This window comes from Micromonospora sp. NPDC049004 (assembly GCF_040649315.1).
GTDB lineage: Bacteria > Actinomycetota > Actinomycetes > Mycobacteriales > Micromonosporaceae > Micromonospora.
In genome coordinates, this window is sequence record NZ_JBEZFG010000010.1 from 9672 (window position 1) to 25912 (window position 16241).

General features: G+C 72.0%; 12 protein-coding genes. 7 read left to right on the forward strand and 5 right to left on the reverse strand.

Going from position 1 to position 16241, the window contains the following annotated elements:
- Positions 1 to 612: 612 nt before the first annotated feature.
- The 3 genes from AB0B97_RS26450 to AB0B97_RS26460 are packed head-to-tail and all read right to left on the reverse strand — an operon-like array spanning position 613 to position 3996.
- Positions 613 to 1377: a succinate dehydrogenase/fumarate reductase iron-sulfur subunit gene (locus tag AB0B97_RS26450; protein ID WP_357497376.1), complete on the reverse strand. Its 765-nt coding sequence runs from the start codon at positions 1375 to 1377 to the stop codon at positions 613 to 615.
- A complete protein-coding gene (locus tag AB0B97_RS26455) occupies positions 1374 to 3311 on the reverse strand; it encodes a fumarate reductase/succinate dehydrogenase flavoprotein subunit (RefSeq protein WP_357497378.1) in 1938 nt (645 codons plus the stop codon). The genes AB0B97_RS26450 and AB0B97_RS26455 overlap by 4 nt, the downstream gene beginning before the upstream one ends.
- A 1-nt stretch (position 3312) precedes the next feature.
- Positions 3313 to 3996, reverse strand: a complete 684-nt coding sequence (locus tag AB0B97_RS26460) for a succinate dehydrogenase cytochrome b subunit (protein ID WP_357497380.1) — start codon at positions 3994 to 3996, stop codon at positions 3313 to 3315.
- An 83-nt stretch (positions 3997 to 4079) separates the two neighbouring features.
- On the opposite strand from AB0B97_RS26460, the gene AB0B97_RS26465 reads away from it, so the two are divergent.
- Positions 4080 to 5012 carry a LysR family transcriptional regulator gene (locus AB0B97_RS26465; protein WP_234587864.1) on the forward strand — a complete coding sequence of 311 codons (933 nt, stop codon included), beginning with the start codon at positions 4080 to 4082 and terminating at the stop codon, positions 5010 to 5012.
- Positions 5013 to 5047: 35 nt separating this feature from the next.
- Here AB0B97_RS26465 and hrpA read toward each other — a convergent pair whose 3' ends face one another.
- Entirely contained in the window at positions 5048 to 9118 is a 4071-nt protein-coding gene (gene hrpA / locus AB0B97_RS26470; protein WP_357497382.1) for an ATP-dependent RNA helicase HrpA, read from the reverse strand.
- A 121-nt stretch (positions 9119 to 9239) separates the two neighbouring features.
- Here hrpA and AB0B97_RS26475 point away from each other — a divergent pair, with 121 nt between their 5' ends.
- Complete coding sequence (locus AB0B97_RS26475) at positions 9240 to 9608, forward strand: cytidine deaminase (RefSeq protein ID WP_357497384.1); 369 nt, start codon at positions 9240 to 9242, stop codon at positions 9606 to 9608.
- Between the two features lie 49 nt (positions 9609 to 9657).
- Here AB0B97_RS26475 and AB0B97_RS26480 read toward each other — a convergent pair whose 3' ends face one another.
- The gene (locus AB0B97_RS26480; RefSeq protein ID WP_234587861.1) at positions 9658 to 10017 is read right to left on the reverse strand and encodes a YciI family protein; all 360 of its coding nucleotides are present in this window, start codon (positions 10015 to 10017) and stop codon (positions 9658 to 9660) included.
- A 130-nt stretch (positions 10018 to 10147) separates the two neighbouring features.
- Between AB0B97_RS26480 and AB0B97_RS26485 the strand changes: the two genes are divergently transcribed.
- Genes AB0B97_RS26485 through AB0B97_RS26505 form a run of 5 tightly spaced genes read left to right on the forward strand, consistent with a single transcriptional unit; the run spans position 10148 to position 16234 of the window.
- Positions 10148 to 12079: a multicopper oxidase gene (locus AB0B97_RS26485; protein WP_357497387.1), complete on the forward strand. Its 1932-nt coding sequence runs from the start codon at positions 10148 to 10150 to the stop codon at positions 12077 to 12079.
- Between the two features lie 60 nt (positions 12080 to 12139).
- The gene (locus AB0B97_RS26490; RefSeq protein ID WP_357497389.1) at positions 12140 to 13186 is read left to right on the forward strand and encodes an iron ABC transporter permease; all 1047 of its coding nucleotides are present in this window, start codon (positions 12140 to 12142) and stop codon (positions 13184 to 13186) included.
- On the forward strand, positions 13183 to 14280 hold the full coding sequence (locus tag AB0B97_RS26495; RefSeq protein ID WP_357497391.1) for an iron ABC transporter permease: 1098 nt from the start codon (positions 13183 to 13185) through the stop codon (positions 14278 to 14280). The genes AB0B97_RS26490 and AB0B97_RS26495 overlap by 4 nt, the downstream gene beginning before the upstream one ends.
- Before the next feature lie 20 nt (positions 14281 to 14300).
- Positions 14301 to 15287 carry an ABC transporter ATP-binding protein gene (locus AB0B97_RS26500; protein WP_357497393.1) on the forward strand — a complete coding sequence of 329 codons (987 nt, stop codon included), beginning with the start codon at positions 14301 to 14303 and terminating at the stop codon, positions 15285 to 15287.
- Positions 15287 to 16234, forward strand: a complete 948-nt coding sequence (locus AB0B97_RS26505; RefSeq protein ID WP_234587856.1) for an iron-siderophore ABC transporter substrate-binding protein — start codon at positions 15287 to 15289, stop codon at positions 16232 to 16234. The genes AB0B97_RS26500 and AB0B97_RS26505 overlap by 1 nt, the downstream gene beginning before the upstream one ends.
- The last annotated feature ends 7 nt before the right edge of the window (positions 16235 to 16241 follow it).

A 16241-nucleotide genomic window follows, 5' to 3' on the forward strand; every position in this document is an offset into this window, starting at 1 on the left:
GTTGGGGGGTGGGGGCGACGGGGCTGGGGTTGGCGGGGGGTTGGGGGTGGGGCGGGGGGCGCCGGTGCCCGGCTCCGGGCGGTCAGGCTTGATCCCTGCGCCGGGCACGGTCGCCCCCAGCCCGCGATGGTCGCCGTCCGTGCCTTCGGGGGCTGGCGCGGCCGGTTCGTGGCCTGTGCTGGGCGACGGTGGCCCTCCTTGATCGACTCGGGTTTCCGGAAGTCGGGGTGTCATGGGTGCCGGCACAGGCCGACTTCCTGGATGCCGAGTTGATCAGGTCGTGCTTCCCGGTCAAGGCATCCGGAAGCGGCGAGAGTCGCGAGCATTCACCCTTTTTGTCCGCCGTGTTGGGTGAAGCGGCACGTACACCGGGGGTGCACCGGCATGATCGACTCCATTTCGCCGATGCGGCGGTATTCGAGCGCCTCGGACACCGCCACATCGGCGATATCGAGTGGATCATGCGCTCGGGCCAGGCCAAGGTCCCGGCCGGGGGCGGGGCCCGGGCTGGATCGGTCGCTGCGTCGGCGGGCGTCGACCGTACGCCGGACCGCCGTGCCCGAGGTTCGGGGCACGGCGGTCCGGGGTGGCCAGGAGTGGCCGGGGCCGTGGTCAGGAGCCGGGGGTGTTGCCGGCGCCCTTCGTGGTGGCCGCGAGGTAGTCGCGGTTGAGCCGGCCGATCGTGTTCAGCGGGATGCCCTTCGGGCAGGCCACCGTGCACTCGCCGGCGTTCGTGCAGCCACCGAAGCCTGCCTCGTCGTGCGCGTCGACCATGCCGATCACCCGGGTGTAGCGCTCCGGCTGGCCCTGCGGCAGCAGCGAGAGCTGGGTGAGCTTGGCGGCGGTGAAGAGCATGCCCGAGCCGTTCGGGCAGGCCGCCACGCACGCGCCGCAGCCGATGCAGGCCGCCGACTCGAAGGCGGCGTCCGCGTTGGCCTTGGCGACCGGGGTGGAGTGCGCCTCGGGCGCGCTGCCGGTCGGCGCGGTGATGTAGCCGCCGGCGGCGATGATCTTGTCGAAGGCGCCCCGGTTGACCACCAGGTCCTTGATGACCGGGAAGGCGCTGGCCCGCCACGGTTCGATGTCGATCGTCTCGCCGTCGGTGAACTGCCGCATGTGCAGCTGGCAGGCCGTGGTGCCGCGCTGCGGCCCGTGCGCGTCACCGTTGATCATCAGGCCGCACATGCCGCAGATGCCTTCGCGGCAGTCGTGGTCGAACGCCACCGGGTCCTCGCCGTCGAGGATCAGCCGCTCGTTGAGTACGTCGAGCATCTCCAGGAACGACATGTCCGGGGACACGTCGTTGACCGGGTAGGTCACCATCCGACCCTTGTCCTCAGGGCCCTTCTGGCGCCAGATGCGCAGGGTCAGGTTCACTTGTAGCTCCGCTGCGTGGGGTGGACGTATTCGAACTTCAGGTCTTCCTTGTGCAGCACCGAGGGCTCACCGGTGGCGGTGAACTCCCAGGCCGCCACGTACGCGAACCGGTCGTCGTCGCGCTGCGCCTCGCCGTCGGGGGTCTGGTGCTCGGCCCGGAAGTGCCCTCCGCAGGACTCCTCGCGGTGCAGGGCGTCGATGCACATCAGCTCGGCCAGCTCGAAGAAGTCGGCCACCCGGCCGGCCTTCTCCAGCGACTGGTTCAGCTCCTCGCCCGTGCCGGACACCTTGACCCGCTGCCAGAACGCGTCGCGCAGGTCGCGGATCTCGCCGATCGCCTTGCGCAACCCGGCCTCACTGCGCTCCATGCCGCAGTGCTCCCACATGATCTGGCCCAGCTCGCGGTGGAACGAGTCGACGGTCCGGTCGCCGTTGACCGCCAGCAGCCGCTGGATGCGGTCCTCGACGTCGGTACGCGCCTCGACCGCCGCCGGGTGGCTGGCGTCGACCTTGTCGAGGGGGCCCGAGGCCAGGTAGTTGGCGATCGTGGTCGGCAGCACGAAGTAGCCGTCGGCGAGGCCCTGCATCAGCGCCGAGGCGCCGAGGCGGTTCGCGCCGTGGTCGGAGAAGTTCGCCTCGCCGATCACGAACAGGCCCGGGATGCTCGACTGGAGGTCGTAGTCGACCCACAGGCCGCCCATCGTGTAGTGCACGGCGGGGTAGATCCGCATCGGCACCTCGTACGGGTCCTCGCCGGTGATCCGCTCGTACATCTCGAAGAGGTTGCCGTACTTGGCCTCGATGGCCTTGCGGCCCAGCCGGTCGATCGCGTCGGCGAAGTCGAGGTAGACACCGAGCTTGGTGGGCCCGACGCCCCGGCCCTCGTCGCACACGTTCTTCGCGGCGCGGGAGGCGATGTCGCGGGGGACCAGGTTGCCGAAGGAGGGGTAGATCCGCTCCAGGTAGTAGTCCCGCTCGTCCTCGGGAATGTCGCGCGGGTTGCGGTCGTCGCCCTTGTTCTTCGGCACCCAGACCCGGCCGTCGTTGCGCAGCGACTCGCTCATCAGGGTCAGCTTCGACTGGTGGTCGCCGGAGACGGGGATGCAGGTCGGGTGGATCTGCGTGTAGCAGGGGTTGGCGAAGTACGCGCCCTTGCGGTGCGCCCGCCAGGTGGCGGTGACGTTGCAGCCCTTGGCGTTGGTGGAGAGGTAGAAGACGTTGCCGTAGCCGCCGGAGGCGAGCACCACCGCGTCGGCCATCTCCGTGCTGATCTCGCCGGTGACCAGGTCGCGGACGACGATGCCGCGGGCCTTGCCGTCGACGAGGACCAGCTCCAGCATCTCGTGCCGGGCGTTCATCTCGACGTTGCCCAGGCCGATCTGCCGCTCCAGGGCCTGGTACGCGCCGAGCAGCAGCTGCTGGCCCGTCTGCCCCCGGGCGTAGAAGGTGCGCTGCACCTGGGCGCCGCCGAAGGAGCGGGTGTCCAGCAGGCCGCCGTACTCGCGGGCGAACGGCACGCCCTGGGCGACGCACTGGTCGATGATGTTGACCGACACCTCGGCCAGGCGGTGCACGTTCGACTCCCGGGAGCGGAAGTCGCCGCCCTTGACGGTGTCGTAGAACAGCCGGTGCACCGAGTCGCCGTCGTTGCGGTAGTTCTTCGCGGCGTTGATGCCGCCCTGCGCGGCGATCGAGTGCGCCCGGCGCGGGCTGTCCTGGTAGCAGTAGGACTTGACGTGGTAGCCCTGCTCGGCCAGCGTCGCCGCGGCCGAACCGCCGGCCAGGCCGGTGCCGACCACGATCACCGTCATCTTGCGGCGGTTGGCCGGGTTGACCAGCTTGGCCTCGAAGCGCCGGGTCTCCCAGCGCTTCTCGATCGGGCCGGCGGGAGCCTTCGTGTCGGCGATCGGGTCGCCCTCGGTGAAGAGTTCCATGTCAGGACACCAATCCGGTGAGAACGGCGAACGGGACCACCAGGTATCCGGCGCAGAGCACCACGGCGAAGACGAGCGCGGCGTTGCGCGCCCGGCGCTCGCCCCGGGGTGTCTGCTGGCCGAGGCTGCGGAACGCGCTGAACGCGCCGTGGCGCAGGTGGAAGCCGAGCGTGACGATCGCCAGGGTGTAGAAGAGCGTGACGTACCAGCGCTCCGGCGCGAAGTCGGCGACGACGTTGCCGTACGGCTTGCCCTCGGTCCCGACCGGGTTGAGCGTGCCGGTGGTCAGGTCCAGGAGGTGGTAGATCACGAACAGCAGGATGATCACGCCGCCCCAGCGCATGGTGCGGGCCGCGTAGCTGCCCCGAACCTTCTTGCGGTGGGCGTACTTGACCGGGCGGGCGGCGCGGGCGCGCATCGCCAGCACGGTGGCGGCCCAGATGTGGGCGACGACGGCCACCACGAGGACGGTGCGCAGGATCCACAGAAACCAGACACCGGGCAGCAGCGGCTTACCGATGTCGCGCAGCCAGTGCGCGTAGTGGTCGAACGAGGTCTCCCCCGTGAACACCTTCAGGTTCCCGAGCATGTGGGCGATCAGGAACAGCACCAGCAGGATGCCCGTCACCGCCATGACGGCCTTGAGGCCGACGTTCGAGCGGATGGGCGACCGAGTTTTCGTCATTACCACGGGACCGACGCTAGGAGCACTTCGATCAGTCGTCCAATGCATCAAACTCGTAGTGTTAATAGCCTTAGGCTATGTAGATGCAGCTCCATCAGCTCCGGTACTTCGTTGCGGTGGCCGAAGTACGACATTTCACCCAAGCCGCCGACATCGTCGGCATCACTCAGCCTTCTCTCAGTAAGCAAATTCACGCTCTGGAGACCGACCTCGGGGCACCGCTGTTCGAGCGGGTAAGGGGCAACATCGCCCTCACCGCGGCGGGTGAGGTGCTCCTGCCGCTGGCCACCCGGATCCTCGCCGACGTGGAGACCGCGACCCGGGAGGTGCAGGAGCTGGTCGGGCTCCGGCGGGGTCGCGTCCGGCTCGGTGCGACCCCGAGCCTTGCCACCTCGCTCGCACCGCCGGTGCTGCGTCGGTTCCGCGACGCGCATCCCACCGTCGACCTGCGCGTCGAGGAGGGCGGCTCCCAGGATCTCGTGCGGGACCTGCTGCGCGGCGACCTCGACCTGGCCCTGATCATCATGCCGGCCCAGGGCGCGGACCCGGGTCTGCGGGTCGACCCGATCCTGCGGGAGAGCCTGGTGGTGGCCTCGGTGGGGGAGGTGCCCACCGCGTCGACGACCGGCGAGCTGCGCATCACCGACCTGCGCGACCAGCCGATGGTGATGTTCCGGGAGGGCTACGACCTGCGCGACGCCACCATCCAGGCGTGCCGCGAGGCGGGCTTCGAACCGAGCTTCGCGGTGGACGGCGGCGAGATGGACGCGGTGCTCAGCTTCGTCGAGGCAGGACTGGGCATCGCGCTGGTGCCGGGCATCGTGCTGGCCCGCCGCCCCGGGGTGCGGATCACCCCCCTCGCCCCGCCCGGGGTGCGGCGGACCATCGCGGTGGCCCGCCGCCGCGACATCGTGCCGACCCACGCCGGTCGGGAACTGCGGCGGATCCTGCTCGACTACATCCAGTCGGCGATCGACCGTGGCGAGCTGCCGCCCGGCGTGGAACCGCTGACCTGACGGGCCCGGCCAGGGCCAGAGCCGCGCCGGCCGGGTCAGCGGCCCTCGGCCTCGTCCATGGCCCGGTAGATCCGCTGCTCGGAGACGGGATACGGGGTGCCCAGCGCCTGCGCGAACACGTTCACCCGCAACTCCTCGATCATCCAGCGGATCTGCCGGACGGCCGTCTCCTGGCGGCGGGCCGGGGGCAGGTTGGTGAGCAGGTCGTCGTACTCCTTCTGCACCACAGCGATCCGGTCCTGCTGCTGGCGGTCCCGCTGGGGGTTGCCGCCCAGGCGGTCCAGCCGGCGCTCGATGGCGGTCAGGTAGCGCAGCAGGTCGGGCAGGCGGGCGTACCCGGTCTCGGTGATGAAACCGGCGTGCACCAGCCCGGCGAGCTGCTTGCGGATGTCGGCCAGCGCCGCCACCACGGCGAGGTTGCGGGTGGCGCCGAGCCGCTGCTCGACCGCGTAGGCTGCGGCGAGCACCTTGCGCACCCGGTCCATCACCTCGACCACCGTGTCGACCAGGTCGGCGCGGACCTTCTCCCGCAGCGCGGCGAAGCCCTCGGCGTCCCACGCCGGCCCACCGGCTTCGCCGATCAGCCGGTCGATGGCCGCGCCCGCCGCGTCCTCGATCAGTTGCTGCACACCGCCGTGCGGGTTGCGACTCAGCGCCAGCTTCGCCTCGTTGCTCAGCCGGCCCTGCAGGAACCGGGCCGGGGACGGCACGGTGAGCCGCAGCAGTCGACGGGTGCCCGCCCAGTGCGCCGCCTCCGCCTCGGCGGGGGAGTCGAACACCTTCACCCCGACCGTCGCGCCCTCGTCGACGAGCGCCGGGTACGCGGTCACCGCGTAGCCGGCGCGCACCTGCTCGATCGTCCGGGGCAGGGTGCCGACGCTCCACTCGCGCAGCCCCGTCCGGGCGACCTCCGGTGCGGCGGCCGCCACCACCTGGCGGACCTCCTGACGGAGCTGACGTTGCAGGGCCGGCAGGTCCTTGCCCTCGGCGACCGGCTTCTCGTCGGCGTCGAGCACCCGGAAGGTGACCCGCAGGTGGGCCGGCAGCTTGCCCGGCTCCCAGGCGTCGCGGGGCACTGTGACGCCTGTCATCCGCCGCAGTTGGCGGGTGAGCGCGTCCAGCAACGGTTCCTCGCCGGGCCTGATCGCGGCGAGCGCGGCCCGCGCGTAGTCCGGCACCGGGACGAAGTTGCGGCGGATCGCCTTGGGCAGCGTCCGGATCAGCGCGATCACCGTCTCCTCGCGCAGCCCCGGCACCTGCCAGTCGAAGCTCTCGGCCGGCACCTGGTTGAGCAGCGGCAGCGGGATGTCCACGGTGACGCCGTCGGTCGGCGTGCCCGGCTCGAAGCGGTACGTCAGCGGCAGGCTCACCCCCTGGGTCAGCCACTCGTCCGGGTAGTCGTCCTCGTCCACCCCCGCGCGGCCGTCGTTGACCAGCACGTCGCGGGTGAAGGTGAGCAGGTCGGGCTGCTCGCGGCGGGTCTTCTTCCACCAGGTGTCGAAGTGCCGGCCGGAGACCACGTCGGCGGGGATCCGCTGGTCGTAGAAACCGAAGATGGTCTCGTCGTCGACCAGGATGTCGCGGCGTCGGGCGCGGCTCTCCAGCTCCTCGATCTCGGCGAGCAGGCGCTTGTTGTCCGCCCAGAACCGGTGGTGGGTCTGCCAGTCGCCCTCGACGAGGGCGTGCCGGATGAACAGCTCCCGGCTCAGCGCCGGGTCGATCCGCCCGAAGTTGACCTTGCGGGAGGTGACCAGGGGAACGCCGTACAGGGTGACCTTCTCGTAGGCCATCACCGCGGCCTGCTTCTTCTCCCAGTGCGGCTCGCTGTAGCTGCGCTTGACCAGGTGCTGCGCGAGCGGCTCGACCCACTCCGGCTCGACCCGGCCGGCGATGCGGCCCCACAGCCGGGAGGTCTCCACCAGCTCGGCGGCCATCACCCAGCGCGGCGGCTTCTTGAACAACGCCGAGCCGGGAAAGAGCGCGAACTTCGCGCCCCGCGCGCCCAGGTACTCGTGCTTCTGGGCGTCCTTCAGGCCGATGTGCGACAGCAGGCCCGGCAGCAGCGACTGGTGCACCTTCGGGGTGTCGATCTCCTCCGGCAGGTCCGCGCCGCCGCGCCGGCCCGCACCCCGGCCGGCGTCCGCGTCGTCCGAGGTGTCGCGCGCCGGTCGCCCACCCCGCCGGTCGCCTTCGGAAGGGGTACGCAGGACCTGGCGCAACTGGCTGACGATGTCCTGCCACTCGCGGATCCGCAGGTAGTTCAGGTACTCCGCCTTGCACATCCGCCGGAACGCGCTGGAGGACAGTTCACGCTGCTGCTCGCGCAGGTAGCGCCACAGGTTGAGGTACGCGACGAAGTCCGACTCCTTGTCGGCGAACCGCGCGTGCGCCTGGTCGGCCTGGGCCTGCTTCTCCGCCGGCCGCTCGCGCGGGTCCTGGATGGACAGCGCGGCGGCGATCACCAGCACCTCGGTGGCGCAACCGTTTCGTTCGCCCTCGACCACCATCCGGGCCAGCCGCGGGTCGACCGGCAACTGGGCCAGCCGCCGGCCCAGCGCGGTGAGCCGCTTGCCCGGGTCGGCCTCGGTCGGGTCCAGCGCGCCCAGCTCGTGCAGCAGGTTGACGCCGTCGGTGATGTTGCGCCTGTCCGGCGGGTCGATGAACGGGAACGCGGCCAGGTCGCCGAGCCCGATCGCGGTCATCTGGAGGATGACCGACGCCAGGTTGGTGCGCAGGATCTCCGGGTCGGTGAACTCGGGGCGGGACAGGAAGTCCTGCTCGTCGTAGAGGCGGATGCAGATGCCGTCGGACGTACGCCCGCAGCGGCCCTTGCGCTGGTTTGCCGACGCCTGGGAGACCGGCTCGATGGGCAGCCGCTGCACCTTGAGCCGGCTGGAGTAGCGGGAGATCCGGGCGGTGCCCGGGTCCACCACGTACTTGATGCCGGGCACGGTCAGCGAGGTCTCCGCCACGTTGGTGGCGAGCACCACCCGGCGCGAGCTGTGCGCGGCGAAGACCCGGTGCTGCTCGGCGCTGGACAGCCGGGCGTACAGCGGCAGGATCTCGGTGCCGAGCAGGGACCGCTTGGACTGCACCAGCTTGCCCAGCGCGTCGGCGGTGTCCCGGATCTCTCGCTCGCCGCTGAGGAAGACCAGGATGTCGCCGGGCCCCTCGGCGGCCAACTCCTCGACGGCGTCGCCGATCGCCTGGATCTGGTCGCGGACGTTGTCCTCGTCGCCGTCACCGTCCTCGTCGCCCTCGGCCACCTCGACCAGCGGCCGGTAGCGCACCTCCACCGGGTAGGTGCGCCCGGAGACCTCGACCACCGGCGCGGGTACGCCCTGCGGCTCGTCGGCGGTGGGCGGGCCGGCGAAGTGCCGGGCGAAGCGGTCGGTCTCGATGGTCGCCGAGGTGATGATCACCTTGAGGTCGGGTCGGCGGGGCAGCAGCTCCCGCAGATACCCGAGGATGAAGTCGATGTTGAGGCTGCGCTCGTGCGCCTCGTCGATGATCAACGTGTCGTACTGGCGCAGCATCCGGTCGGTCTGCAACTCGGCCAGCAGGATGCCGTCGGTCATCAGCTTGACCAGGCTGCGGTCGCTGACCTGGTCGGTGAAGCGCACCTTGTAGCCGACCACGTCGCCCAGCTCAGTGCCCAGCTCGTCGGCGATCCGGTCGGCCACCGTGCGGGCGGCCAGCCGCCGGGGCTGGGTGTGCCCGATCAGGCCGTTGACGCCGCGCCCCAGCTCCAGGCAGATCTTGGGGATCTGGGTGGTCTTGCCGGAGCCGGTCTCGCCGGCCACGATCACCACCTGATGATCACGGATGGCGGCCGCGATGTCGTCCTTGCGGTCACTGACCGGCAACCCGGCCGGGTACGTGATCACCGGCACCGCCGCCCGCCGGGCGGCCAGCCGTTGCTCGGCCCGGGTCAGCTCGGCGGTGATCTCGGTAAGCGCCGCCTCCCGGCGCTGCGGGTCGCGCAGCTTGCGGGCACCGTCGAGGCGCCGCTGGAGCCGGCGTTGGTCGCGGAACATCAGGGGAGTGAGGCGGCGGTGCAGCTCGCGGACGGGATCGGTCGCGGCGGAGGCGGCTGGATTCTGCATGTCGTGCCCAAGGATAGGCAGCGCGGCGGCGGATCGCCCCTGGGTTACCGCCTCAAGCGGTGCGGCAGCGCGTCCACGGCCGTCTAGAGTTGCGGCCGACGTCGAGCGCTGGGGGGCCGGGATGGAGCTGCGGGACACCGACCGGGCGTTGGTGCAGGCCGCCACGGCGGTCGCCAAGCTGCGGTGCCGCAGCCAGCGCCACACCGGTGCGTCGGCCGCCCGGACCGCCGACGGGCGGGTGTTCTCCGGCGTGAACATCCAGCACGACAGCGGCGACACCTGCGCGGAACTGGTCGTGATCGGCACCGCCGCCACGCAGGGCGTGACCGAGCTGGAGACGATCGTCACGGTCACCGACCGGGGCCGCGCCGTCATCGAGCCGTGCGACAGGTGCGCTCAGGTGCTCGGTGCCTACTTTCCGTCGCTGCGGGTGATCGTCGGCGAGGTGGACGACCTGCGGGTGGTCCCGATCGAGGGCCTGCCCGGCTGACCGTCAAGAGCCCGCTCGGCCGACCGTCGAGGGTTCCGATTCGCCGGCCTCAGTCGCCGGAGGCCGCCTCCAGCATCGACCGGGGCATCGGCACGCTCTCGAACCGCACGTTGCCCTCGGGCACCATCCAACTCGTCACCCGTGCGACGAGCAGGCCGGCGCGGACGGCCGGATCGTCGGCGTAGAGCGCGCGTACCTCCTCCGGCGAGATCGAGAACACGACGAAGCCCCGCAGTTGCCCGTCGTCGGCGTCCAGGAACGGCCCGGCCGCCAGCACCAGCCCCTGCTCCACGAACCCCGCCTGATGGGCGAGGTGGGCGCTCTGCACCCGGTCGATCGCCTCCAGTGGCAGGTCCGGCGGATCCGACGGCCGGATCAGGAGGACGACCGTGTGCCTGTCGAATCGCATGCTCACACCCTATGGCGCGATCGGGGCCGGATGTCCCTCTTACGGGTGGCATCGGTGTTCTGTCGCACTTGTCCCCTTCCGCGAAACTCATTCTCTTATCGGGGAATGGGATGCGAATGGGAGGTGTGGCATGGTCACCAGACGAGGGCTGCTTGCCGCCGGTGCCGCCGGTGGCGCGGCGGTACTGGTCCCGGCGGGCTCCACGGCCGCGGGCCGCGCGCTCGCCGGAGTGGCGTCGTTGGACGCCGCCGACATCCCGAAGTACGTCGCGCCGTTGCGGATCCCACCGGCGATGCCGGCCGTGGCGACCGGTCCGGAGCGGGACACGTACGTCATCGGCGTACGACAGTTCCGCCAGCAGATCCTGCCGCCTTCGTGGCCGCGTACGACGGTGTGGGGTTACGGCTCGACGGCCCACCCCGGCAGCTTCGGCTCTCCGGCGCCCAGCATCGTGGCGCGGGTGAACCACCCGGTGCGCGTGACCTGGGTCAATCAACTCGTCGACGGGCGGGGCGACTTTCTGCCGCACCTGCTGCCGGTCGATCCCACCCTGCACTGGGCCAACCCCGCCGGCGGAAACGCCAACCGGGACCAGCACGGCCGTCGCGACGGCGACCCGCGCGGATACCGCGGGCCGGTGCCCCAGGTGGTGCATCTGCACGGTGCACACAGCCCGCAGGAGAGCGACGGGCACGCCGAGGCGTGGTACCTGCCGGTGGCGCGCGATCTGCCGTCCGACTTCGCCGTCTGCGGAAGCGTGTACGACGAGTTCCGGTCCCGCTTCGCCGAGCGTTCCGGTCTGCGCTGGGCGCCGGGCTCGGCCACCTTCGAGTACGCCAACGACCAGGCGCCGGGCACCCTCTGGTACCACGACCACACGTTGGGGGTGACCGCCCAGAACGTCTACGCCGGACCGGCCGGCTTCTACCTGCTCGGCGGCGACGACCTGCCGGACGGGGTCCTACCCGGCCCGGGGCCGGCCCACGACGACCCTCCGGACGTCCGCTACCGCGATATTCCGCTGATGATCCAGGATCGGAGCTTCACCGCCGACGGCGAGTTGCTCTACCCGGGGGAGCGCTCGTGGCACGGCGCCGGCTCCACAATCGTGGTCAACGGTCGCACCTGGCCCAGCCTCACGGTGCAGCGGCGGCGCTACCGGTTCCGCCTGCTCAACGCCTCGAACAATCGTTTTCTGCTGCTGAGCGTGGCTGCCCACGCCACGGCGCGGCCGGCCCGCCCGGTGCTGCCGATCTGGCAGATCGGCAGCGACGGCGGGTTCCTGCCCGAGCCGGTGTCGCACGAACGCGTGGGCCTCGGCCCCGCCCAGCGGGTCGACGCCATCGTCGACTTCACCGACGTGCCCGCCGGTACCGAGCTGTACCTCGTCAACGAGGGACCCGACTGGGCGTACCGCGGTGGCCGGCCCGGGGTCGACTTCCCGCCGGCCGATCCGCGAACCACCGGGCAGGTGCTGCGCTTCGTGGTCACCGAGGCGACCGGCCCGGACCCGAGCGTGCCGCCGGAGCAGCTGCGGCTGCCGGCACATCCTGGGCTGCCGGCGGCCCAGCGGGTTCGGCGGTTGTCGCTCAACGAGCGCATGTCCGGCTCGTCGGGGTCGATGACGATGCTGCTCGGCACCCTCGACGAGCGGGGCCGTCCTCGGCCCATGCGCTGGAGTGATCCGGCGACCGAGCAGCCGACCCTCGGCGCCACCGAGGTGTGGGAACTGCGCAACTTCACCCGACTGGTCCATCCGATCCACCTGCACCAGGCCCAGTTCGAGGTGCTCGGCCGCGGGCATTCGGGCCGGGTGCCGCCGGCTCCGGGGGAACGGGGGCGGATGGACACGGTGCTCGCGTACCCGTGGGAGGTGACCCGGATCAAGGCGCGCTTCGACCTGCCCGGCCGCTACGCCTGGCACTGTCACCTCCTGGAGCACGAGGACAACGAGATGATGCGGCCACTGGACGTGCTGCCGGGCGGCGGTGCGGCGACCGGGGACGGCAGCACGGCACGCGACCCGGACACGTCCGGGTCGGCATCGACCGACGCCGGTTAGGTCACTTTCTGCAGGTCGGCTAAGGTTAGGCGAACCTAAGCTCGAACGTGCAGGAGACTCGTGACCACCCTCGTCGACCGGCCGACGCCGGCCCGCAACCGGTCCGGTACCCGTACCGGCCGGCGGGTGGCCGTCACCGTCGGGGCGGCACTGGTGCTGCTGCTCGCCGTGCTGGCGAGCTTCGCGCTGGGCAGCCGGCCACTCGGTGTCGGTGCCGTGTGGCACGCCCTCGTCGCGCCGGACGGCAGCGACGCGAGCACGATCGTCCGGGAACTGCGCATTCCGCGTACCGCCCTGGGCCTCGCTGTCGGGCTCGCCCTCGCCGTGGCCGGGGTGCTGTTCCAGGCGCTCACCCGCAACCCCCTCGCCGAGCCCCGCATCCTCGGCATCAGCGCCGGCGCGTCGTTCGGCGTGGTGCTCGCCATCTCCGTCTTCGGCGTCGGCACGCTCGCCGGCTACGTCTGGTTCGGCATCGCCGGGGCGCTGGTCGCCGGGCTGCTGGTCTTCGCCATCGCCAGCCGGGCCCGCGAGGGCGCGAGTCCGGTCACCCTCGCGCTGGTCGGCGCGGCGCTCGACGCCAGCCTCGCCTCCGGGGTGTACGCGCTGCTCAGCATCGACGCCCGCACCTTCGAGGAGTACCGGTTCTGGGTCGTCGGCGGGTTGGCCGGCCGGGACCTCGGCGTCACCGCCCAGGTGCTGCCCTTCGTTCTCGTCGGGTTGCTGCTGGCGGTCCTGGTGGCCCGCGGCCTGGACGCGCTGGCCCTCGGCGACGACGTGGCCCGCGGCCTGGGCCACCGCATCGGGCTGGTCCGCCTCACCGGTGGCCTCGCCGCGGTGCTGCTGACCGGCGCCGCGGTGGCCGCCGCCGGGCCGGTCGCCTTCGTCGGACTGGCCGTGCCGCACCTGGCCCGTGCCCTGGTCGGCGCGGACCACCGCTGGACCCTCGCCGTCTCCGCCCTGCTCGGGCCCGCACTGCTGCTCGGCGCCGACGTCGTCGGCCGGCTCGTCGCCCCGCCCGGCGAGATACCGGCCGGGATCATCACCGCCCTGATCGGTGCGCCGCTGCTGGCCGTGCTGGTCCGCCGCGCCCGGGTGGTGACCGCGTGACGACCGCCCAGCGCCCGGTCCCCGGCCCGGCAGGCCCCGCCGCCTCGCCCGGTGGCGGCTCTGCCCGACTGCCGGGACGGTCGCTGCTGCGGCTCGGCCCGGTCAGCCTGCAGATCCGCCGCCGGGCGGTGCTGGTCGCCGCCGTGCTGACCGTGCTGCTCCTGCTCGCGATGCTGCTCAGCCTGTCCCTCGGCACCCCGTACGTCGCCCCGGCCGACGTGCTGCGGGCGCTCTCCGGCGCGGGCACCCCGTACGACCTCGTCGTCTTTGATCTGCGGTTGCCCCGGATCGTGCTGGCCGCGGTGGCCGGGGCGGCCTTCGGCGTGGCCGGCACGCTGATCCAGAGCGTGGCGCGCAACCCCCTCGCCAGCCCGGACGTCATCGGCATCACCCAGGGCGCCGGCCTCGCCGCGACAGTGGCGCTGACCAGCGGTGCGGCGGCGGTGCTGGTGGCGCCGAGCGCGCTGGTCGGCGGCCTGCTGGCGGCGGTGCTGCTGTTCGCCCTCGGCGCCCGGCACGGACTGGCCGCGCAGCGGTTCGTCCTCGCCGGCGTGGCTGTCGCGTTCGCCTTCCGGGCGCTCACCGAGGTGGTCATGCTCACCGCCGACCCGATCGACGGGCTGCGGGCGCAGATCTGGCTGATCGGCACCCTCGCCGGCAAGGGCTGGACCGAGGCCGCCTGGATCGCCGGCACAATGCTGGTGCTGCTGCCGGTGCTGGCCTGGGCCGGCTGGGCGCTGAACAGCACCGCCCTGGACGACGACACCGCGCGGGGCGTCGGGCTGCGTCCCGTGGCCCGCCGGATCGGGCTCGCCGGCACCGGCGTGCTCGTCGCCGCGATGGTCACCGCCCAGGTCGGCGCCGTCGACTTCGTGGCGCTCGTCGCACCCCAACTGGCCCGCCGGCTGGTCCGCGCCGAACGGCCCCCGCTGGTCTGCGCCGCGCTGCTCGGCGCGCTGCTGCTGGTGCTGGCCGACCTGGCCGGCCGGCGGCTGTTCGCACCCACCCAACTGCCGGCCGGTGTGCTGACCGCCGCGATCGGCGGCCCGTACCTGATCTTCCTGTTGCTTCGTGGACGGCGGCGGTCGTCGTGACGCCCTCAAGGAGTCGTGTGATGCTCTCCACCCGCGACCTGGTCGTCGGCTACGACGAGAGGACCGTGCTCGACGGGCTCACCCTGGACCTGCCGACCGACGCGTTCACCGTCATCGTCGGCCCCAACGCCTGCGGCAAGTCCACCCTGCTGCGCACGATGGCCCGCCTGCTCACCCCGCGACGCGGCACGGTCCTGCTGGACGGCACCGCCATCCGTGACCTGCCCACCCGCGACGTGGCCCGCCGGCTCGGCGTCCTGCCGCAGAGCCCGCTCGTACCCGAGGGCGTCACGGTGGCCGACCTGGTCGGGCGCGGCCGGCAGCCGTACCAGCGGTGGTGGCGGCAGTGGTCGTCCACCGACGCCGCGGCGGTAGACGAGGCGATGAGCCTGGCCGACGTGGCCGACCTGGCCGACCGGCCCGTGGATAGCCTCTCCGGCGGCCAGCGGCAACGCGTGTGGATCGCCATGACCCTCGCCCAGGACACCGACGCCCTGCTGCTGGACGAACCGACCACCTTCCTCGACCTGGCCCACCAGGTGGAGGTGCTGGATCTGCTGCACCGGTTGCGCGTCGAGCGGGGCCGCACCGTGGTCGCCGTGCTGCACGACCTCAACCAGGCTGCCCGCTACGCCGACCACCTGATCGCGATGCGCGCCGGCGCGGTGGTGGCCGCCGGGCCGCCCCGGGAGATCCTCACCGCGGACCTGGTCCGGGATGTCTTCGGGCTGGCCTGCGTCGTCGTCCCCTGCCCGGTGACCGGAGCCCCGCTGGTGGTGCCCGCCCACACCGGCGGCCACGCCGCCCCGGCCGCTGCTCCCGCCGCCGATCCGGCCACGCCTGCTGCCGGCGCGGATTCTCCGGCCGGCGGCTCCGCTAGCCCGGCCACCGGGTCAGCTGCGGTGGGCGACCCCGAATCGTTGACGGCGTCCGTACCGGACGCCCGACCCGCCACCGGCGACGCGGCGACCCCGCTCGCCGGCACCTACCCCTCGAAAGGACTCTGATGCGTCGTCTCGTCGCCGCTCTCGCCGCGGCCGTCGCCCTCGGGGCCGGCCTCACCGCCTGCGGTGAGAGCGACCCGGTCGCCGGCTCCGCCACCGGGGAGACCCGGGAGATCACCCACGCCATGGGCACCACCAAGGTCCCGGCCGACCCCAAGCGCGTCGTCGTGCTCGACACCGACAAGATCGACACGGCGCTCTCGCTGGGCATCACACCCGTCGGCGCGGCCACCGCAGGTGAGGCGAAGAGCTGGCCGACGTACTTCGGTGCGGACAAGCTCACCGGCATCAAGGAGGTCGGGGTGCTCACCGAGCCCGACCTGGAGGCGATCAACGCGCTCAAGCCGGACCTCATCCTCGGCAGCAAGTTCCGCCAGGAGAAGTTCTACGACGAGCTGGCCGCCATCGCGCCCACCGTGTTCACCGACAAGGTGGGCATCACCTGGAAGGACAACTTCCTGCTCGACGGCAAGGCGCTCGGCCGCGAACAGCAGGCCAAGGACCTGCTCGGCGCGTACGAGAAGCGGGCCAAGGACTTCGGCGCCACCCTCGGTGACCCCGCCGCCCGCAAGGTGTCGATCGTGCGCTTCATCCCGGGCAACATCCGGGTGTACGGCCCGGACTCCTTCTCCGGCATCGTCGTCGGCGACACCGGCCTCGGCCGCCCCGAGCGGCAGATGCTGGCCAACAAGGAGGACAAGCGCTTCGACCTGGTCAGCCCCGAGCGGATCAACGAGGTCGACGGCGACGTCATCTTCGTGACCGCGTACGGCGACAAGGCCGCCGCCGAGCAGGCCAAGGTGGCGGGCGGCACCCTCTGGAAGGGCCTCGGCGCGGTCAAGGCCGGCAAGGCGTACCCGGTCTCCGACGAGGTCTGGATGACCGGCATCGGCGTCGGCGCCGCCAACAAGATCCTCGACGACCTGGCCAAGTACCTCCCGGCCGCCTGACCAGCCG